Source organism: Enterobacter sp. MGH85, assembly GCF_001037655.1.
GTDB lineage: Bacteria > Pseudomonadota > Gammaproteobacteria > Enterobacterales > Enterobacteriaceae > Enterobacter > Enterobacter intestinihominis.
Genome location: NZ_KQ089925.1, coordinates 1,651,362 through 1,671,533 on the forward strand (window position 1 = coordinate 1,651,362; position 20,172 = coordinate 1,671,533).

The window sequence follows — 20,172 nt, forward strand, 5'->3', positions numbered from 1 at the left end:
TGCCAGGCGCTTCCATATCCAGACTTGTTCCCTGATTTTGCCGACGAGATAGCAAAATTAATACATTCAGGAGGAGGCATCTGCGGTTGATCTGTTCCGTATTTATTAACGCCCTGTGCTGTAAGTATTGTCTGCCTCTACCACATAGCAGACATGTGCGCAGGAACGGTCCGCTATGAGCGAAAAGCGGACTTCCGGTCCTTGCGCAAACTCCCGTTCCGAGAAGTTGCAGTTCACAAATCACCTGTTAAAGAAGGTATGGTAGCCCACAGCATTAATTTTGCTTCCATCTTCAGTCAGACTGGCCGGTACCGGCTTCCGATAAGTTTCGTCGGCTGAGGCCCGCTAAAGTAGAGAGGTCAAAAAATAACCTTGACGTACAATAATTTTCGATATCCAAACTGACCCCTAATTAGGTGGACACCTGATGACTGACTTAAAATTTCTATCACGCCAGCGTTACACATCCGCAGTCGCATCTTGCGGGGTTCAGCGGGGTGTTGCAGGCGGACGTGCACGTGCGGACGCCCTCTGACACCACGACCGAAGCGCTGTGCCGTATCGGCGAGCTGTATGGCATCGAGGCGGGCATCCGGGGCAAAAGCGCGGCGGAACGGCTGGCCATTCGGCAGGAAAAAGCGGTACCGCTGCTGACCGCGCTGGAGGGCTGGCTGCGTGAAAAGCAGAAAACGCTGTCACGGCACTCGGAGCTGTCGAAGGCGTTCGCGTACGCGCTGAACCAGTGGGATGCGCTGAAATTATACCTGCGGGAGATTACTGATACAGAACACGCCGGGAATGTGCCGCCATTGACGCAATGACGACACAGCCCTTTTTAACCGTTCCGTGAGAGTTCCCTGGCAATATACTGTGCGGTACGGCTTTCTTTGACCTGCGATACCTGTTCGGGAGTTCCTGCGGCAACCAGGCGTCCTCCCTCATGTCCCGCTCCAGGACCGATGTCGATAACCTGGTCTGCCTGAGTAACCGCCCGCATATCGTGTTCAATCATTATCACCGTATTTTCTGCATCAACAAGCCGCTGCAGCTGCACAAGGAGGCGGTCGGCGTCTGAAGCATGCAGGCCGGTTGTCGGTTCATCTAGGATATACAACGTGTGGCCACGTTGGCTACGTTGTAGTTCGGTTGCCAGCTTGATCCTTTGCGCCTCCCCTCCGGATAACTCGGTTGCTGGTTGTCCCAGACGCAGGTAGCCCAGACCAATTTCACTCAGCAGACGGAGGGGACGAGCCACTGGTTCTTCAGTCGCAAAGAACTGACTGGCTTCATCCACCGTCATATGCAGGACCTCCGCGATATTTTTGTCCTGCCAGCAGATCCTGAGAGTATCCCGGTTATACCGCGCGCCATGGCAGGTCGGGCACGGTGCATACACGCTCGGCATAAACAACAGCTCCACGCTGACGAATCCTTCACCTTCACAGGTTGCACAGCGGCCTTTTGCCACATTGAAAGAGAATTGACCCGCATCGTAATGATGGAGTTTGGCGTCAGTCGTTCCGGCAAAGAGCTTACGAACAGGATCAAACAACCCGGTATATGTCGCCAGGTTTGAACGGGGGGTCCTGCCTATCGGTTTCTGGTCAACCTGAACCAGACGCTTTACCAGTCCGGTATCACCGGTCAGGGTACCGTACGTTTTCTCCGTTACGGATGGCCCCTCAGCGTCGCTGGCTTCGGAAAGCACGTCTTCTGGCTCACCGCCAAGTGAAGAAAGCACCAGTTCCGGTAAGGCCTGGGCAATCAGACTGGATTTACCGGAGCCAGAGACTCCCGTCACGGCTGTCAGCACACCCAGAGGAATATCAACATCGATCCACTTAAGATTGTGGCGATGGATCCCCTGCAGTTTCAGCCACCCGGATGGGATACGGGCAAAAGATTGTGGTGGCCGGACTTCATCAAATAAATAACGCGCGGTACGAGATTGGGTGACGGCTTTCAGATCTTCAGGAATACCACTGTAGAGAACATGTCCTCCCTGTTCACCAGCCGACGGTCCCACATCAACAAGCCATTGCGCCCGTCGCATCAGGTTAAGATCATGTTCAACGACAAACACCGAGTTGCCGGCATCACGAAGGTTCTCAAGCGCATCGTAAAGCGCTTTACTGTCTGAGGGGTGCAGACCCGCAGACGGTTCATCAAGAACATAGACCACACCAAACAGCATCGAACTGAGTTGCGTGGCAAGACGCAGTCGCTGAAGCTCTCCTGCAGATAGAGTTGGGGTTGCTCTGTCCAGCGTAAGATAACCCAGCCCCAGCTTCTGCAACTGATACAACCGGGCCATGACACCACCGGTCAGCCGTTGTGCCGCCAGTCGTTTCTCTTCCGATAACGCCGATGTCCGGCAGACATCGGCGTTATCGGAATGGACCGCTTTTCCGGATGCAGCACGCTCTGTCAGATCCCGACGGGTGATATCCCTGTCGGCATCTGCGCCGGCGTGGTGGGCACTGAAATCCCCCCGGGAGATTGGAAGGAGCAATTCCGCCAGCTGGTCTAAGGGCATCTGCATAAATTCACCAATGTCCACACCGGCAAAGGTGACGGACAATGATTCTGACTTCAGTCTTTTCCCGTGACAGACCGGACACAGCTTGCCTTCCATAAAACGGGAGACTCGTTTTCTCATCAACGCGCTTTGCGTGCTGGCGAAGGTATGTAGCACATAACGACGTGCCCCGGTGAAGGTCCCCATATAACCCGGCGTCATTTTTTTCCTGACGGCTTCGCGCGTATCTTCCGGACTCAGTCCCGGGAAAACCGGTACAGTGGGGGTGTCTTCGGTAAAAAGGATCCACTGACGGTCTTCCGCTGGCAGATTTTTCCAGGGAGTGTCGATGTCATACCCCAGCGTCACCAGAATATCCCGCAGATTCTGTCCGTGCCAGGCCGGGGGCCAGGAAGCAATAGCCTTTTCACGGATACTAAGTGAGGGATCGGGCACCATCAGTGTTTCAGTTACCTCATAGATATGGCCCAGACCATGGCAAGAAGGGCATGCCCCCTGCGGCGTGTTGGGAGAAAAATCCTCGGCATACAGCATCGGTTGTCCGGCAGGATAAGCGCCCGCCCGTGAGTACATCATTCGCACCAGACTGGATAAGGTGGTCACGCTGCCGACAGAGGAGCGCGCGTTACTGGCACCGCGTTGTTGCTGAAGCGCAACGGCTGGCGGCAGTCCGTCAATGGCATCCACATCCGGAACCCCGACCTGATCAATGAGGCGACGAGCGTAGGGGGCAACCGATTCAAAGTAGCGCCGTTGCGCCTCAGCATAAATGGTGCCAAAGGCCAGTGAAGACTTACCCGAGCCTGACACACCCGAAAAAACAACCAATGCGTTGCGCGGAATGGAAACATCCACCTCTTTAAGGTTGTTCTCGCGAGCACCGCGAATCACAACTGAATTGTTGTCGTCAGTCAGGATGGGATGATAACCGAAAAGTTTCTTTGCCATAGAATTTCCTGTGCTAGGTGTGTCCGCTCTTAATAAGGCCACCTCTTGTGACGGTATCTGGTGTGCCGGACCGCTCGATCAGAAAGCCCGTCGAAAAAAGCGTTTGTGTGACTGGAAACAGATTGCTGAAGCTGGGCCCGGTGGTACCATGTGGGACACCGCTGAAGTTTCAGCGGTACCCTGCGGATCCGCCTTCTGTATGAGAACTGGCTGGCGGCGTACCCGGGACCGGAGATTTGGCTCCCGTGATAATGCGGGCTCCCCGGTACGCGACGCTGTGGTTCCAGACCCAGCTGATGGCGACACTCAGGCGGTTTCGGGTACCAATTAAAAAATACAGATGAATAATGCACGTGATTTCATATGTCATTTCCTTTCATTACAGTTTTAGACCCCATCAGACATCTGCCTGGCAGAGTTAACGGAGATAGGAGCGGACTATCGAAATGGTGTCGTCGATTGACCTCTTCTGCGACTCATTTCGTTTGCCCGTATCGGGGAATTCCTCCCGAAGATAGCTTTCCAGAACAACCGCCATCAGGTCGTTAACGGCTCCCTGGACTGACCCCGCCCCGGTAGACGATCCTGCCCTATAGTTTGAGTATAGGAGGAGCGTATGGGCACACCACGATTTACACCTGAATTTAAGGAAGAAGCCGTCCGTCAGATAACGGAACGCGGTTATTCCGTCGCCTAAGTATCTGAGCGTCTGGGCGTCTCTGCACACCGCCTCTACAAGTGGCTACGGGCTATCAAACCTGATAACAGCGAGCAGCATGCCCGGGATTTACTGGAAGCTAAAAGCGAGATCCTGAAACTCCGGGCGCAGCTAAAACGCACCGAAGAAGAACGGGATATCCTGAAAAAGGCCGCGCGGTACTTTGCAAAGGAGCCCGACTGAAGTACCGCTTTATCAATGAGCACCGAACTGTATGGGGTGTGATGACGATGTGTCGGGTACTGAATGTCGCCCGGGCCGGGTTCTATGCGTGGCTGCATAACCCTGTCTCGGCGCGTGATAAAGATAACCAGCGCCTGCTGATGCTTATCCGCGACTCATATTCCCTGAGCGGAGGCGTATACGGTTACCGGCGGGTTCATGGCGATCTGAACGAAATCGGGGAAACCTGTGGTAGAAACCGGGTGGGTCGGATCATGCAACTGGACCGGATTAAAGCTGTGCGCGGCTATAAAGCGCCACGTCGTATCGCTGGCAGGCCTTCAGTCGTTGCTCCTAATCTCGTGCAGCGGCAGTTCACCGTTGTCCGGGCCACCCAGGTCTGGGTCACCGATATTACTTATATCCGCACCTGGCAGGGCTGGCTGTATCTGGCGGTGGTTATCGATCTCTTCGCCCGTAATGTGGTCGGCTGGTCGATGAAACCCACTCTCTCACGCGAACTGGCGCTCGACGCGCTGATGATGGCGGTCTGGCGCCGAAAACCAGACAGCGAGGTTATCGTACATAGCGATCAGGGCAGCCAGTACGGCAGTGACGACTGGCAGCGCTTCTACCGGGCCAATAACCTGGCGCCGAGCATGAGCCGGCGTGGCAACTGCTGGGATAATGCGGTGGCCGAATCGTTCTTCAGTTCGCTGAAAAAAGAACGGATCAGAAAACGCATATATAAAACCAGGGATCTGGCCCGGGCGGATCTTCGATTACATTGAAGTCTTCTATAACCGGTCCCGGCGCCACAGCCACCTCGGCGACGTCAGTCCGGAGGCCTTCGAACAGGCCTCGTCGTGAGGACAGGATTTGTCTACAGGCGTGGGGTCAGTCCAAACTATAGGGCAGGATCGTCTACCGGGGCGGGGTCAGTCCATCAACGGCTCGGAAGTGTCTAGATTATCCGTGGCGATTCAGTTACAGTACATCTCAGGTCTGCAGGGTTCAGGCCCTGTTCAGGCCTGAAAATTAAGCACATTTTCTGAGGCTGGAAATCAACTCATGCTGACAGCCTGAGCCTGTTGGCATGGTAAGCAATGTGCTCACCAATAAAGCTGGAAATGAAATAATAGCTGTGGTCGTATCCAGTATGATATCGGAACGACGCATTGAGGTTCATCTCATTGCATACTCTCTCAAGGATTTTGGTGCGCAGTTGCTCTTCATAAAAGGCGTCACTCAGCCCCTGATCAATGAAGATTTCTGGTAATTTTTCACCCTGTAAAATGAGGCTGACTGGATCGTAGGCTTCCCACGTTTTTCTGTTTTCACCCAGGTAAGCGCTAAATGCCTGTTGCCCCCATGGCACCTGAGAAGGCGATACTATCGGGGAAAATGCTGATACGCTCACATATTCACCAGGATTTCGCAGAGCCAGCACCAGAGCACCCAGCCCTCCCATAGAATGACCGGATATAGATTTTCTTGCCGTTGCAGGAAAATGATTCATGACGACATCCGGAAGCTCTCTGAGAATATAGTCATACATCCTGTAATGAACATTCCACGGCTGTTCCGTCGCGTTCAGATAAAAACCGGCCCCCTGGCCAAGATCGTAACTGTCGGCATCCGGGACATTATTACCCCGGGGACTGGTATCCGGGACAACAACGATGACGTTATGCCGGGCTGCATAATGCTGCATACCTGATTTGGTGATGAAATTCTGCTCAGTACAGGTCAGGCCCGACAACCAGTATAGTACCGGCAGTTTTTCTGTTACTGCTTTGGGAGGAAGATACACACCGAAATTCATTTCACAATTAAGGGATTGTGAATAATGCCGGTACACGTTTTGCCAGCCGCCAGAGCTGGCATGCTGCTCAATGAGTTCCATCAGCCGTTATCTCATGGTTATTTCCCCTGACCGAAGCCAGGGGAAGTATCTTTAAATCCGGACGTCAGATAAACGTATACGCCGTGATTTTGTTACCCGCCGGATCCCGCAGGTAGGCAGCATAGGCCCCGGGAAGGTGACCACGCGGGCCAGGTTGACCTTCATCAGCTCCACCGGCGGCAAGGCCGGCAGCATGGAAAGCATCAACCTCTTCCGGGGTGGCAGCAGCGAAGCCGACAGTCACCCCGTTAGCGGAAGGTGCTTCACCGTTGCCCGGACGGGCAATGATAAATGCCGGCTTTTCGCGGCCATAGAGTACCCAGCCGTTGCCAAACGGGCCGAGGTTATTGATACCAAGCGTGCCCAGGACGACATCGTAAAATGCGGAGGATTTCTCGACATCGGCTGCGCCAATGAACACATGAGAAAAGATGCCGTCACCAGAAATTACCGGAGTTGTCATTTTCCACTTCCTTCAGTTTGAGTTGATTAAAATTCTGATGGGATCAGTAATGAATCACTGTCCGGATAGATTTGCCTTCATGCATAAGCTCGAAGGCGTCATTGATTTCATCCAGTGTCATCGTATGGGTTACAAATGGCTCAAGGTCAATATCCCCCTTCATGGCATCCTCGACCATACCGGGGAGCTGAGTGCGGCCTTTTACTCCGCCAAACGCGGAACCTTTCCATACGCGCCCGGTGACCAGCTGGAAAGGACGGGTGGAAATCTCCTGTCCGGCCCCTGCGACACCAATGACAACGGACTGCCCCCACCCACGGTGAGCACTTTCCAGCGCTGCACGCATGACGTTAACGTTACCGATACATTCAAAGGTATGGTCAATACCCCACTTGTTGATATCCAGCAGAACATCTTTAATCGGTTTGTCATAATCATTCGGGTTAATGCAGTCAGTGGCCCCGAACTGACGGGCCAGGTCAAATTTTGTCGGATTAGTATCGATAGCGATAATACGTCCCGCTTTTGCCTGACGGGCCCCCTGTACCGCAGCCAGACCAATTGCCCCCAGACCAAAAATGGCAACTGAATCGCCCGGCTGCACTTTAGCCGTGTTATGGACGGCGCCAATACCGGTAGTCACGCCACAACCCAACAGGCAGACGTGTTCATGGTTCGCCTCCGGGTTAATTTTTGCCAGAGAAACCTCGGCCACAACGGTGTATTCACTGAATGTGGAACATCCCATGTAGTGGTAAAGAGGCTGACCGTTGTATGAAAAGCGAGTGGTCCCGTCAGGCATCAGTCCTTTGCCCTGAGTCTCGCGAACCGATACACAGAGGTTCGTTTTACCGGACTGGCAGAATTCACACTCCCCGCATTCAGCGGTGTAGAGCGGAATAACATGGTCACCCGGCTTCACACTGGTGACGCCTTCACCAACTTCAACGACGATACCGGCTCCCTCGTGGCCGAGAACCACCGGGAAAACGCCCTCAGGGTCATTCCCTGAGAGGGTAAAGGCATCGGTATGGCAGACACCTGTGTGGGTGTTTTTAATCAGCACCTCGCCTTTTTTAGGCGGAGCAACATCAATTTCAACAATCTCCAGGGGCTTCCCTGGTGCAAATGCAACAGCGGCACGTGATTTCATACGTAATATATCCTCAATGTAATAATGGCCTCACCTATTTAAGATAGGCACGAACCAGCTCAATCGTATCGTCAACTGATTTACTGACTTCATGACTGTAGCTGTCATTCTGGTCAAAGGTTTCCCGTATGTGGCTCTCCAGCACCTCTGCCATCAGTCCGTTAGCGGCGCCCCGGACGGCGGCGATTTGCTGGAGAACGGAACGGCATTCAGCGCCACTTTCAAGTGCTCTTTCCAGAGCATCAATCTGACCCCGGATACGGCGAACCCGGGTTAGGACCTTTTTTTTCTCTTCAGGAGTACTGGGCATTGCTTACCTCACTGCTCTGTATTTCTTATACTATAGGGGAGTATTACATTAAGATCAACACATACCCCACTATAGTATAATAAATATATCAGAGCACCGGTAATGACTCCAACTTACTGATAGTGTTTTATGTTCAGATAATGCCCGATGACTTTGTCATGCAGCTCCACCGATTTTGAGAACGACAGTGACTTCCTGCCCAGCCTTGCCAGATGCTGCCTCAGATTCAGGTTATGCCGCTCAATGCGCTGCGTATATCGCTTGCTGATAACGTGCAGTTCTCCCTTCAGGCGTGATTCATAAAGCGGCCAGCCATCCGTCATCCATACCACGACCTCAAAGGCCGACAGCAGGCCCAGAAGACGCTCCAGCGTGACCAACGTGCGTTCACCGAATACGTGCGCCACAACCGTCCTCCGTATCCTGTCATACGCGTAAAACAACCAGCGCTGGCGTGATTTAGCGCCGACGTAACCCCACTGTTCGTCCATTTCCGCGCAAACAATGACGTCACTGCCCGGTTGTATGCGTGAGTTTACCGACTGCGGCCTGAGTTTTTTAAGTGTCGTAAAATCGTGTTGAGGCCAACGCCCATAATGCGTGCACTGGCGCGACATCCGACGCCATTCATGGCCATATCAATAATTTTCTGGTGTGTACCGGGCTGAGAGACGGTGTAAGTGAACTGTAGCTGCCATGTTTTACGGCAGTGAGAGCAGAGATAGCGCTGATGTCCGGCAGTACTTTTACCGTTACGCACCACGCCTTCAGTAGCTGAACAGGAGGGACAGCTGATAGAAACAGAAGCCACTGGAGCACCTCAAAAACACCATCATACACTAAATCAGTAAGTTGGCACCATTACCCGAATTACCAGCGTCTGCTCTTGGCACGGAGCGGACCTATTTACTGAGCCGAAGGTCCGCTCAGACTAACTCATTAAAGCCTGGTTGTTTTATCGCATCATCAGCCGTGTTCTGAAGCATTAGCTATGTATCTTCAGGGATGCTGATTTTCCCTCTGCACCAGATAAACCAGAATACAGTTTGATGTCGGTCAAAAAAGACAGCTTTAAGTGCATGAAATGAATAATGTTTCTTGAATGCTGGCAAAGCACTGGGATAGTAGTGTTGATTATTAGACGATCGGTCAATATTATTTATTGACGACTTAATGACTGAACGGTAAACGCCCGGACAAACGAGGTGAACGTGTTTAAATCTTTATTAATCAACAAAACAGATGGACGCTATAGTGCGCAACTTGCTGAAATCGCTGAAAGTGAACTACCGCAGGGGGATGTGGAGGTCAATGTTGACTATTCATCCATCAACTACAAAGACGCACTGGCCATTACGGGCCGGGGCCCAATCGTCCGACGCTTTCCCATGGTGCCCGGCATTGATTTTACCGGTACAGTGTCCGCCAGTTCACATCCCGAATATCAGGCCGGAGATAAGGTTCTCCTGACCGGCTGGGGTGTTGGGGAAAAACACTGGGGCGGACTATCCGAAAAAGCACGGGTAAATGGAGACTGGCTGACGCCGCTCCCGGCTGGCGCTAACGGCAAACACGTAATGGCAATCGGAACAGCTGGGTTTACCGCGATGCTGTGCGTAGACGCACTTCTGAATCATGGTATTAAGCCTGAAGATGGTCCGGTACTTGTTACCGGTGCCAGCGGCGGCGTCGGGAGCATTGCGGCCATGATCCTTGCATCAATGGGGTACCGCGTTACGGCGTCTACTGGACGCCCGGAAGAGGCTGCCTGGCTCTATAAAACGGTCGGTGTGGACGAGATTATTAACCGTTCCGAGCTCTCCTGTCCCGGAAAACCGTTACAGAAAGAACGCTGGGCTGCCGCCATTGATACAGTCGGTAGCCATACGCTCTGCAATGTATGCGCCGGGGTGCGTTATGGCAGTATTGTTGCAGCCTGCGGCATGGCACAGGGGATGGAACTAATGGGGAATGTGGCTCCGTTTATCCTGCGTGGCGTCACGCTGAAAGGGATTGACAGTGTCATGTTCGCGAAGGAAAAAAGAGCGGCGATCTGGCAGCAGGCGGTACAGTATTTACCGGAGTCCAGACTGGATAGCCTGACCACCGTTTATCCGCTGAGTGATGCCATCAATGTGGCCGAAAAACTTCTGAGTGGCGGAATTCGTGGCCGGGCAGTAATTCAGTGTAGCTAATGAAGTGGAAGCCAGGCTCAGCCTGGGTTTGATAATTATTATCAGGGGCTGCGGCCCCTTTTTTACTTTTCAACAGCCGTGTCCTTAGAGGGCTGATAGCGTACTGACTTTTTGAAATAGCTCCAGAAGTCGTACACAGGCTGGGTTGAGCAATAAAGTTTGGCACGCATTACGGCACCCTCCCAACTGCTCCAGAAAATGGCCGCCAGTTGCGTATTATTCATATCGGAACGGATTTCGCCCGAAGATAACGCGTCGGACAGACAGCACGCCACAAGCGCCTGCCAGCGCTCAAGTATTTCGTGGAGCTGTTTGATAAAGGACAGTGGAAGACCCGGACTCTCCTGCATCATATTGCCAACCAGACAGCCCCGGGTGAAATTGTACTTTTTAATGCCGTCGCAGGCATCGTCGATGAAATTTTCCAGACGCATCATTGGTGTGAAGGATGATTCATACAGATGTTTTTGGAGTTTATGCACAAAGAAACTGTCATAGGCGCTCAGAACAGTCTGGGCATACTCTTCTTTGCTCTTGAAATAGTAATAAAATGAGCCTTTAGGAACACTGGCATTTTTGACAATGGCATCGACTCCCGTTGAAAGAAAACCATTCTGCGTGAGCAGTTCAAGCCCGCTTCGGATCAGGTCATTACGGGTATCTGTATAGGTACTCTCTGTTTTTCGTGGCCTGCCTCGCCCACGAATTTCGCCAGTCATGACTTTGCTCCTGCATTTTATTAACGGAAAAGAATAAGTGATTTTGCGCGGAGGCTTCAATCAGTTTATCCCCGGCGGTGACGAGGTGGCCACCTATGCCGACTGGACAGGGGACTGACTATTGCCATAACGCCATCGCAGGTTGCTTCAGTAAACCTGCTAATCCCGTACAATGGCGAATTCGCTATATCCGCTTCTCGCACTTAGCTGCCATAAATCGGCCAGGCAATCACAGGTCATTTCTGTCTCGCAAAGAAGGTGCCGTTTCTGCTTTGCGTTGACACCCCTAAATATTAGAATTAAAAGGAGAGAGTTACTGGAAAAAGGCAGCGGAGGCAGTGACAATCGTGGCTTGAAGCCACTACTCGATGGATGCGGACATGTAGTTGGCGTCATTCGACAAAACTAGCAAACTTCTAATAGTCACCATTTCTCCCGTCTGGCGGGAGTGCTGTCAAATGCCCCCCTCATCTCTGTGTGGGAAATGAAGGGTGAAGGGGAAATAGATGACAGCGTTATTTCTACGCCCAGAATACTGAATACCTTGTACAGACGATCAATACTGGCGCTAGCAGGGTTTGCTTCCAGGCGGGCATAGGTTTGCTGCGTTACGCCAAGCCTCTCAGACACATCTTTTTGCGTGAAGCCCTTGATTTTGCGAAACCCGATTAGCACAGGTCTGAGCTGGTTCAGCGTTTTTATCGGGAACTGATTATTCATAAGTGACCTGCCTCGCAGACTGAGTAGGGAGTACCGCCCTGTAATACAGCAGGTAAGGTGTATTTTGTGTTATACAGACTATAGGCTGTAAAACCTTTATTGAAAAGATGCTGATGTTCCAGGGGCATGCCGAGCATGGACGATTTTCTGCGGGGCGGTATTTCGCTACGGGGGAGATTGCGTTCGGGCAATGTACCGGTGTAAAAAACGTCAATTTTTCAAAACCGCTGTTATCGGGATAAGCTGAAAACTCCGAAGGCAGACACAGCCACGAATAATGTCAGACTTAAACTCTGTAGCTGTCTTCTTTTGCCTGTAAATAACGTCTAGTTTGACTCTGATGAAGGCTGTACCAGGCAGAGAACATGTCACTCTCGGGGCCGGATGATAAAATGTGTTCAACTGGCTGGGCAGGGTAATAGCGAAGAACGTTCTCTGAAATTCGATTCAGCTCAGCGTAACGTGCGCTGTAGGTATGTATAATCCATTGCATCAATTTTGCATCCGTATTATTCGCAGATTACACACAAGAAGCTTAACAATGGCTGAAAGAGTGAGCAGGGATATGTAACAAAAACAAGGGCTTCAAGATGAACTGGATAAAACCGGAGCAGAGCAAGCCCTGTTCCGGTTTGTCAGGCTTTGGAATTTCTTCCAGGCCCCTGCAGCTAGTCACAACAAACACATTAATGTTTTCATTGCTTCAATTCAATATTATTGTGTGAAAGGGATTCCATCGAAATCGGCTTATGCATGCTTAAAACTAAACTGCCCCGGCTGCAGTCATTTGGTTGCTGTGGGCTCTGTACTGTGTCTAATAGTGAAAGAATCTTACGTTATAACGAAGGAAATTGCTGAATGACTCTACGATTGCAGACGGAATCACCCGCTGACCAGGATATGTTTAGAGGCAGCAGTCATGAAAAAGTTGCAGAGAATGTGGCTCAGATCATCAGGACACCTGATGTCAATATTATTGGTCTGGAAGGTGAGCTGGGTTCAGGTAAGTCAACAATATTGAAGTTCCTGCAGAAAAAGCTTAAAGATGATTTTACGTTCATTAACTTTGATGCAGAACGTTACCATCATGGCTCAACTAAAAAAGCGCTTATCGATGTCATCCACCACGGGGTCAGCCTACAATGTCCGGGCTCCCGGGATGTGTTGGATAAGTATAAAAATCTGGCTCTGGGTAACATCGTTGAATACGACAAGAGGGTCAGCAGCAGGCTAAGCTGGTTGACCGTCGTTTTTATTTTACTGTCATTGCTTTCCGTGCAGATGCTTCGTTATGTGCTAACAGACCTTAATCAATATTTTACTAACAATGATCTTACCCACGAATAGTGGACACACGACTAAGTGAGTAAACTCTTAACCAGAGGTGACTCATGACAAAACCAGCATCAACCAGTAAGAAGCCCCGCAAACAGTACACGCCTGAATTCCGCAACGAAGCCCTGAAGCTTGCGGAACGTATCGGTGTTGCTGCCGCTGCCCGGGAACTCAGCCTGTACGAATCCCAGCTCTACGCATGGCGCAGTAAGATTAACAATGCCCGCAGCTCTTCCGAACGTGAGCAGGAAATGTCCGTTGAAATTGCCCGTCTTAAGCGCCAACTGGCGGAACAGGCAGAGGAGCTGGCCATTCTCCAAAAGGCCGCGACATACTTCGCGAAGCGCCTGAAATGAAGTATGTCTTTATTGAAAAACATCGGGCTGAGTTCAGCGTCAAAGCCATATGCCGGGTACTGCGGGTCGCCCGTAGCGGCTGGTATGCGTGGCGTCTGCGTCGTCAGCAGATAACACCACGTCAGCAGTTCCGGCTCGTCTGTGATACTGCTGTCCGTCAGGCATTCACTGAGGCAAAACAGCGTTATGGTGCGCCTCGTCTCGCTGACGAACTGCCTGAGTACAACGTCAAAACCATTGCCGCCAGCCTGCGGCGTCAGGGGCTTCGCGCAAAAGCGGCCCGGAAGTTCAGCCCGGTCCGATACCGCGAACATGGCCTGCCGGTGTCTGAAAATCTGCTGAAACAGGATTTTTACGCGAGTGGCCCGAATCAGAAGTGGGCGGGTGACATCACGTACTTGCGCACGGACGAAGGCTGGTTGTACCTGGCGGTGGTCATTGACCTGTGGTCCCGTGCTGTCATCGGCTGGTCGATGTCGTCGCGGATGACAGCGCAGCTGGCCTGCGATGCGCTACAGATGGCACTCTGGCGACGTAAGCGCCCGGAAAATGTCATCGTGCATACGGACAGAGGCGGGCAGTACTGTTCGGCAGACTATCTGGCGTTACTGAAGCGGCATAATCTGCACGGTAGCATGAGTGCCAAAGGATGTTGTTACGACAATGCCTGCGCGGAAAGCTTCTTCCACTCGCTGAAGGTGGAATGTATCCACGGGGAACGCCTTATCAGCCGGGAAATCATGCGGATGACGGTGTTTAATTATATCGAGTGTGATTACAATCGGTGGCGCCGACTGAATCGCCACGGATAATCTAGACACTTCCTAGCCGTTGATAATACTGGTTTTCATATTCTGTCGGTGACATCTGATCGCTGGAACCATGCCGACGCTTACTGTTATAAAACATTTCGATGTAATCAAAAATATCGCTGCGGGCTTCTTCCCGCGTTCCGTAGCTCTTTTTCTTTATCCGTTCGCGTTTCAACAACTGGAAAAAGCTTTCTGCAACCGCATTATCATGGCAGTTACCGCGACGGCTCATGCTGCCCTCCAGGCCGTGTGATTTCAGGAACGACTGCCACTCATGGCTTGTGTACTGACTGCCCTGATCCGAATGAACCAGCACCTGTTTTTGGGGATTACGGCGCCATACAGCCATCAGCAGTGCGTTCAGGACAATGTCCTTTGTCATCCGGGATTGCATGGACCAGCCGATAATTTTGCGTGAGAACAGATCAACAACCACGGCAAGATACAGCCAGCCTTCGTGGGTCCTGATGTAGGTTATGTCCGTTACCCAACGCTTATCCGGAGCATCCGGATTGAACTGTCGCTGGAGCCTGTTGGGCGACACGATACTGGCCTCGCCTTTACGTGCCCGCGGGCTCCGGTATCCGACCTGAGCCTTTATCCCGACACGTTTCATCAGTCGCCAGACTCTGTTCACTCCGCACTGTTGCCCGCTGTCCCGCAGATCCAGATGGATTTTGCGATAACCATAGACGCATCCCGATTCCAGCCAGAACTGTTTAATCTGTCCTGTCAGTCTCAGGTCTGCCTGATGGCGTTGTGAATGCGGCTGCTGAAGCCAGGCGTAAAAACCACTGGGATGAACATCCAGCACCCGACAGAGCAGGCGAACAGGCCAGCAACAGGTGTTGTCACGGATAAAGGCGTACCTCAGTCGGACAGCTTTGCGAAGTACGCCGCGGCTTTTTTTAATATGTCCCGTTCGTCGGTAACCCGCTTCAGCTCTTTCTGGAGACGGCGGATCTCGGCCTGAGCATCTGACTGTTCTTTATTAGCGGAAGAATCCGGACCGTACTTCTTTATCCAGGCGTAAAGGCTGTGGGTGGTGATATCGAGACGTGTTGCAACGCTGGCAACAGAATAACCGCGATCAACAACCTGTTTGACTGCTTCAGTTTTAAACTCTTCGGGATAACGCTTACCGCTCATGGGCACCTCTCTTTAAGCCATCTTAAATGACTCTGAGGTGTCTGTTAAACCCGTGGCGATTCAGACACAGTGCCTGTGGCGGACTCAGTCCCGAACAATTTGAAAACCAGAACCTCGCTTAGGGCCGTGTCCACATTACGTGGGTAGGATCACAAGGAGTCATTATTAGGGTGGCTTTTTTATGTTGAGGTGGCCGCGTTTCTTTCTCCTGCCATTATGGTCGCAGGACTGGCATGCCTGCAGAACATGGAATGGTACAGAAAGAAAGGGTATTCGAGTATTGGTGATTTGTTCAAACGCAACAGTACTGACAGGATTGAAGAGACTTGGCTAGTTAATAAGGAGGTCGGAGCTATTGAGCTGGCTGAAGCTCTGCAGGGATTTACCTCCAAAGAGGTCATTTCCCATGGAGATCGCTTCATCCTTATCATTGATAATCTGGACCGAATCAGTGCAGACAAAGTGAAAGAGCTCTGGAGTGATATGGAGCTTATTGCCGGAGCCACTCATGAACACTTCAGGATAGTGGTGCCCTATTCGGCAAGACAGGTTTCAGCCTCACTTTCTGTGGCGGGTTTCAGCGGGCGTGAGTTTATTGCAAAGCGGATTCCTGTAAGTTTTCAGGTTCCTCCTCTTATTTCGGCAGGATGGCAGGAAGCGTTAAGGCAGTACTGGAAAGAAACAGTAAATGAGGATGCAGGGATAGCGTGCCGGGAAGCAACGGTGTTGCTTGAGCGCTGGAAACCCTCTGAGTATCCTCGTATCACACCGCGATTAATGAAGAAGTTTGTTAATGATATTCATATTCTGAACCTTACCGTTCCTGCAACAGAAGATCATCGCCATATTCTTATTGCTCTCTACTTACTGGTGGTCAGATACGGGGAGCGAGATATTAAAGTATTACTTCGCGATCCCAAAGCTAGTCAGACCGAACCCGGTATTGCTCCGGATGATTTTGACGAGATGCTCTCGCTAACTTATCAACAAATATCCCGAATTTTTAATAACGATACAGAAAGATGGAGCGAATTTCTGATGAGCATCCACTATCAGTCCACGGTGGAGCTTGCCAGGAGCGAGTTGCTTGATACGCCTCTTAAAGACGCGATTGGTGCTATAAATATCCCACGGCTTGAAGAACTGACGGCCTTGTGGGGTTTCGCTGAAGCATGGCAGCGAGTGGCACCACATATTCAGATGCGAGACTGGCTGGTTTCTTATAGCCGGATGGATGAGAAGTGTCAGGCTCTCGCCGAACCGCAACTCAAAGTCGCAGTGCAAATGCTGAATCAGAGTTATGCTGTTTCACTCAGAGAAAAGAATGATGAAGGTTTCGTATTGAGTCTGCAGAAACTGATGGCTGACGGGCGGATAAGCCTAGAGCCTTTCGTCGAAAGGCAAATATCGTTTATTGTGAGTAAACTTGATGAAATTCAGGATTCAGAAAAATTGGAGGCTGAATCCACGCAGACGTTGCTGCAGGAAGCTGATTCATACTCTGTTCTGGCCGGTGAATCACTACTGAATAAAATGGAGAATTTTGTAGATGGCGTATTTTATGTGGAATACCTTGTCAATAATGAAGAGACCTTGTCAAACCTGAAAATTGGCACACTAGATATCGGAAATCACGGTCGGGAGGAGATGTTACGCTATGGAGCTGAGCAACCTCAGATAGACCTTTTTAATCCGGGAATTATCCGGCATATCAATATTGCATCGAAGGCGGTACAGAACGTAATTGGAAAGAATGATGGTACAGGTGGGGCTCAGGTTAGCTCTGCAATAATGACGCTTAAAAATCGTCAGGTTGTTGAGGACGTTATCCATTTCAGAAAAATTGTTCTGAGCCCGGACTGGAATAATAATGTTTTAAATCAATATTATCTTAATAATACGGCGACGAGGAATCTCTTCCCTGCGGAATTTGCTGCACAGGCTGTTGCTCACATGGTGCTCCATGGTAACTATGCCGGTATCGAGTCGTACAGTGAACATATTGGTGAGGAACGGTTTGACCTGGCTTTGGCTGCATATCTTCGTTATCTACGTACTGCCGAGAGTATCTTTATAGCACTTAAGGATAAAAATGTTCTGCCGTACATCAAAAATGCTGTTGGCAGGATTGTTGATTTAGGTCTTCTGGTGAATATACCTGTCCTGAGCTTTGTTAAAGGTCAGTATGACGTCATCAAAGAAGCTACAAATGCAACCTCTCTTTTAATATTTGTGCGAGAGCGTCAAAAAGCACTGTCAGAGAAAATAATTGAGTCTGATGTGAATGCTATGGGTCCAGTATTTCTCCATGACGTATATCAGTCAGGTGAGCAGTTTGATATTTTGAAGAAAAAGCTGAACGCCCTGGCATGTGGAGTATTTAGTTCTTCTGAAAGGCTTATTGAGTGTTTTACGGTTCTTCCTGTGAACATGCGCTTTATCCTTGAACAAATGCAACTTCAGGGGCAGCATATCCGGATGGAAGGTAGTGTGGGTATCTTTGCATCATGGTTCCGTGATGCAGAGCCAGACGTTGTCACAAATGCCGAGAACATTCATTTCCTGTGGTCTTGCCTCGACGATACCCAGAGAGAGACTGTACTTGATGAGTTGCACGATGTCTTACTTGAAAGACATATTCGTATTGACAGCCGTATTGCGATTATTACCCGTTTTCATAATGAGTTGTCGTTTATTGAACCTGAGAAGGCCGTTGAACGCAGGGCTATTGCGGCGCTGTTTAGCGCTTCTGTTGATAATGTATTATTGTCTCAATGGCTTGACCGTCAGACGTTTTCATTTTCATCATGGTCTCCGGAGGACGCCCGTACGGCAACGAGTTGTATAATGAATAACTCGGAGATTTTTCCTCTCATCTGCAGGAATTCACAGTATATTAAAAACAGAATGTTACCAGAGAAAGCGGACGTTACAGAAGATAGTGATACGTTTCCGGACTGAGTTCGTTCTTTAAATCCTATACCTGAAGACCACAGCGGTGGTCTTTGGGAGTTTTTTTATTGCCTGATATACATTAAGCATGTTATATCTTGCTAAGAAATAATCATTCAGGGATTAATCATAACTACTGAAGTTATGTTGTGTTCTTTTCTTTTAAAAATAAATTATTCAGATTTATTTTCTATTGATTTAATGAGGTAGGGAATGACAGAAAGTGCTTTGCTTTTGCGAGAGGCATTTAATGAATCGGTTAACTATATGACATGGTCTTTTTATTCACTGATAACTGCTTACGTTTCGATGGCTTTTTATGATAGAGTTGAGGTTAAGACCCGAATAAATAATTATCTGAATAAGTTACTTTTCGTGATTGCTATGTCCGTTTTTATCCCAAATATGTACTTTGTTTCAATGGTGTTCAGTCAGAAGTTAGGCACCGCAGCTGGCGTTGCGTCATTCATTATTGGGCTACTTTTCATGATGTTAAACTCGGCGCCTGTAATTACTGGTATCGTACAGCAGCGCAAAGATTGAGTTTTATGAGTATAGTCAGTTGGGTTTTCATCTGTTTTATCAGACTTAGAAAAATGAAATCTTTCAATTCATTGATTTTAAACGCAAAAAAATTTCTAAATGATCAGAATTATAGGGTGCTCGCTCTGTTCGATCACCGAACACGAAGGTCGTATTATTCAGAGCCGTTCCGAAGAGTCGATTGTTAACGAGATCGAAGCGATTCGCGACACGGTCCCGGGCTTTACCGGCGTAATCTCCGATTTGGGTGGTCCAACGGCTAACATGTACATGCTGCGCTGCAAATCGCCGCGCGCTGAGCAGACCTGTCGTCGTCTCTCCTGCGTCTATCCGAGCATTTGCGAGCATATGGACACCAACCACGAGCCGACGATCAACCTTTACCGTCGCGCCCGTGACCTGAAAGGCATCAAGAAGATCCTGATCGCCTCCGGCGTGCGTTACGACATTGCGGTGGAAGATCCGCGCTACATCAAAGAGCTGGCGACGCACCACGTTGGCGGTTATCTGAAGATCGCCCCGGAGCACACCGAAGAGGGCCCGCTGTCCAAAATGATGAAGCCGGGCATGGGCAGCTATGACCGCTTTAAACAGCTGTTTGATACCTTTTCAAAACAGGCGGGGAAAGAGCAGTATCTGATCCCATACTTCATCTCCGCGCACCCCGGCACCCGTGATGAAGACATGGTGAACCTGGCGCTGTGGCTGAAGCAGCGTCGATTCCGTCTGGATCAGGTGCAGAACTTCTACCCGTCGCCGCTCGCTAACTCGACGACCATGTATTACACCGGCAAAAACCCGCTGAGTAAGATTGGTTATAAGAGCGAAGACGTGGTGGTGCCGAAAGGGGATAAACAGCGCCGTCTGCACAAAGCGCTGCTGCGCTATCACGACCCGAAAAACTGGCCGCTGATCCGTCAGGCGCTGGAAGAGATGGGGAAAAAGCACCTGATCGGCTCGCGTCGTGATTGCCTGGTGCCTGCGCCAACGCTGGAAGAGATGCGCGAAGCGCGCCGCCAGAACCGCAATACGCGCCCGGCGCTGACCAAGCACACGCCAATTGTGCATCAGCGTTCGAACGGTGGGGCTTCGGGGACGAAAAAAACGGGAAAACGTAAGATCGGATAACGATGATGCCCTCACCCCGGCCCTCTCCCACAGGGAGAGAGTGGAAAGCATTCCCTCTCCCTGT

Annotated in this window: 14 protein-coding genes and 3 pseudogenes; 8 read left to right on the plus strand and 9 right to left on the minus strand. The window is 50.6% G+C overall.

Translation table 11 applies throughout. The features are described from left to right. Window positions 1–464: 464 nt before the first annotated feature. Window positions 465–764 (plus strand): annotated as a pseudogene (locus SK51_RS07785) (IS66 family transposase); the annotation flags it as partial. A gap of 71 nt (window positions 765–835) precedes the next feature. Here SK51_RS07785 and SK51_RS07790 read toward each other — a convergent pair. Continuing rightward, window positions 836–3,487 carry an excinuclease ABC subunit UvrA gene (locus tag SK51_RS07790; protein ID WP_012561117.1) on the minus strand — a complete coding sequence of 884 codons (2,652 nt, stop codon included), beginning with the start codon at window positions 3,485–3,487 and terminating at the stop codon, window positions 836–838. A 616-nt stretch (window positions 3,488–4,103) separates the two neighbouring features. Between SK51_RS07790 and SK51_RS07800 the strand changes: the two are divergent. Next, window positions 4,104–5,237: pseudogene (locus SK51_RS07800) on the plus strand (IS3 family transposase). 199 nt (window positions 5,238–5,436) lie between these two features. Here SK51_RS07800 and fghA read toward each other — a convergent pair. The 5 genes from fghA to SK51_RS07825 all read right to left on the minus strand — a co-directional run bounded on the left by fghA (window position 5,437) and on the right by SK51_RS07825 (window position 9,010). Beyond that, window positions 5,437–6,273, minus strand: coding sequence for an S-formylglutathione hydrolase (fghA, locus tag SK51_RS07805; RefSeq protein WP_012561110.1), 837 nt, complete (start codon window positions 6,271–6,273; stop codon window positions 5,437–5,439). Between the two features lie 64 nt (window positions 6,274–6,337). Next, entirely contained in the window at window positions 6,338–6,736 is a 399-nt protein-coding gene (locus SK51_RS07810; protein WP_012561111.1) for a VOC family protein, read from the minus strand. 43 nt (window positions 6,737–6,779) lie between these two features. Next, on the minus strand, window positions 6,780–7,889 hold the full coding sequence (frmA, locus tag SK51_RS07815) for an S-(hydroxymethyl)glutathione dehydrogenase (protein WP_017384070.1): 1,110 nt from the start codon (window positions 7,887–7,889) through the stop codon (window positions 6,780–6,782). 34 nt (window positions 7,890–7,923) lie between these two features. Further along, on the minus strand, window positions 7,924–8,199 hold the full coding sequence (gene frmR / locus SK51_RS07820; RefSeq protein ID WP_017384071.1) for a formaldehyde-responsive transcriptional repressor FrmR: 276 nt from the start codon (window positions 8,197–8,199) through the stop codon (window positions 7,924–7,926). Window positions 8,200–8,312: 113 nt separating this feature from the next. Continuing rightward, a protein-coding gene (locus tag SK51_RS07825) for an IS1 family transposase (RefSeq protein WP_223195083.1) occupies window positions 8,313–9,010 on the minus strand; the annotation gives its coding sequence in 2 pieces (ribosomal slippage) (window positions 8,313–8,761 and window positions 8,761–9,010; 699 coding nt in all). Window positions 9,011–9,410: 400 nt separating this feature from the next. Between SK51_RS07825 and acuI the strand changes: the two genes are divergently transcribed. Continuing rightward, window positions 9,411–10,394, plus strand: coding sequence for an acrylyl-CoA reductase (NADPH) (acuI, locus tag SK51_RS07835; protein ID WP_023280857.1), 984 nt, complete (start codon window positions 9,411–9,413; stop codon window positions 10,392–10,394). 62 nt (window positions 10,395–10,456) lie between these two features. Here the strand turns inward: acuI and acuR are convergent, their stop codons facing one another. Both acuR and SK51_RS07845 read right to left on the minus strand, forming a co-directional pair. Beyond that, window positions 10,457–11,113 (minus strand): acrylate utilization transcriptional regulator AcuR, encoded by a 657-nt coding sequence (gene acuR, locus SK51_RS07840; RefSeq protein ID WP_023280966.1) that lies wholly within the window; start codon window positions 11,111–11,113, stop codon window positions 10,457–10,459. 423 nt (window positions 11,114–11,536) lie between these two features. Next, window positions 11,537–11,833 (minus strand): helix-turn-helix transcriptional regulator, encoded by a 297-nt coding sequence (locus SK51_RS07845; RefSeq protein ID WP_017384073.1) that lies wholly within the window; start codon window positions 11,831–11,833, stop codon window positions 11,537–11,539. Between the two features lie 858 nt (window positions 11,834–12,691). Here SK51_RS07845 and SK51_RS07850 point away from each other — a divergent pair. Further along, window positions 12,692–13,180, plus strand: coding sequence for a P-loop NTPase fold protein (locus SK51_RS07850; RefSeq protein WP_023280967.1), 489 nt, complete (start codon window positions 12,692–12,694; stop codon window positions 13,178–13,180). 44 nt (window positions 13,181–13,224) lie between these two features. Next, window positions 13,225–14,336 (plus strand): IS3 family transposase gene (locus SK51_RS07860; RefSeq protein WP_154957020.1). Its coding sequence is split into 2 segments (ribosomal slippage): window positions 13,225–13,483 and window positions 13,483–14,336, totalling 1,113 coding nucleotides; the frame shifts between segments, so codons are not numbered across the junction. A 1-nt stretch (window position 14,337) separates the two neighbouring features. Here the strand turns inward: SK51_RS07860 and SK51_RS07865 are convergent. Continuing rightward, a protein-coding gene (locus SK51_RS07865; protein WP_088581786.1) for an IS3 family transposase occupies window positions 14,338–15,485 on the minus strand; the annotation gives its coding sequence in 2 pieces (ribosomal slippage) (window positions 14,338–15,248 and window positions 15,248–15,485; 1,149 coding nt in all). Between the two features lie 246 nt (window positions 15,486–15,731). Here SK51_RS07865 and SK51_RS07875 point away from each other — a divergent pair. From SK51_RS07875 to SK51_RS07885, 3 genes and pseudogenes are all read left to right on the plus strand, one after another. After that, window positions 15,732–18,446, plus strand: coding sequence for a P-loop NTPase fold protein (locus SK51_RS07875; RefSeq protein WP_157843391.1), 2,715 nt, complete (start codon window positions 15,732–15,734; stop codon window positions 18,444–18,446). 204 nt (window positions 18,447–18,650) lie between these two features. Next, entirely contained in the window at window positions 18,651–18,980 is a 330-nt protein-coding gene (locus SK51_RS07880; protein ID WP_000140246.1) for a hypothetical protein, read from the plus strand. A gap of 114 nt (window positions 18,981–19,094) precedes the next feature. Further along, window positions 19,095–20,108 (plus strand): annotated as a pseudogene (locus SK51_RS07885) (radical SAM protein); the annotation flags it as partial. Window positions 20,109–20,172: the final 64 nt, after the last annotated feature.

Bases quoted from the DNA above. Each gene is read 5' to 3' on its own strand.
- SK51_RS07790 (WP_012561117.1), bottom strand. From the start codon at position 3,487: ATGGCAAAGAAACTTTTCGGTTATCATCCCATCCTGACTGACGACAAC.
- fghA (WP_012561110.1), bottom strand. From the start codon at position 6,273: ATGGAACTCATTGAGCAGCATGCCAGCTCTGGCGGCTGGCAAAACGTG.
- SK51_RS07810 (WP_012561111.1), bottom strand. From the start codon at position 6,736: ATGACAACTCCGGTAATTTCTGGTGACGGCATCTTTTCTCATGTGTTC.
- frmA (WP_017384070.1), bottom strand. From the start codon at position 7,889: ATGAAATCACGTGCCGCTGTTGCATTTGCACCAGGGAAGCCCCTGGAG.
- frmR (WP_017384071.1), bottom strand. From the start codon at position 8,199: ATGCCCAGTACTCCTGAAGAGAAAAAAAAGGTCCTAACCCGGGTTCGC.
- acuR (WP_023280966.1), bottom strand. From the start codon at position 11,113: ATGACTGGCGAAATTCGTGGGCGAGGCAGGCCACGAAAAACAGAGAGT.
- SK51_RS07845 (WP_017384073.1), bottom strand. From the start codon at position 11,833: ATGAATAATCAGTTCCCGATAAAAACGCTGAACCAGCTCAGACCTGTG.
- SK51_RS07850 (WP_023280967.1), top strand. From the start codon at position 12,692: ATGACTCTACGATTGCAGACGGAATCACCCGCTGACCAGGATATGTTT.
- SK51_RS07875 (WP_157843391.1), top strand. From the start codon at position 15,732: ATGGAATGGTACAGAAAGAAAGGGTATTCGAGTATTGGTGATTTGTTC.
- SK51_RS07880 (WP_000140246.1), top strand. From the start codon at position 18,651: ATGACAGAAAGTGCTTTGCTTTTGCGAGAGGCATTTAATGAATCGGTT.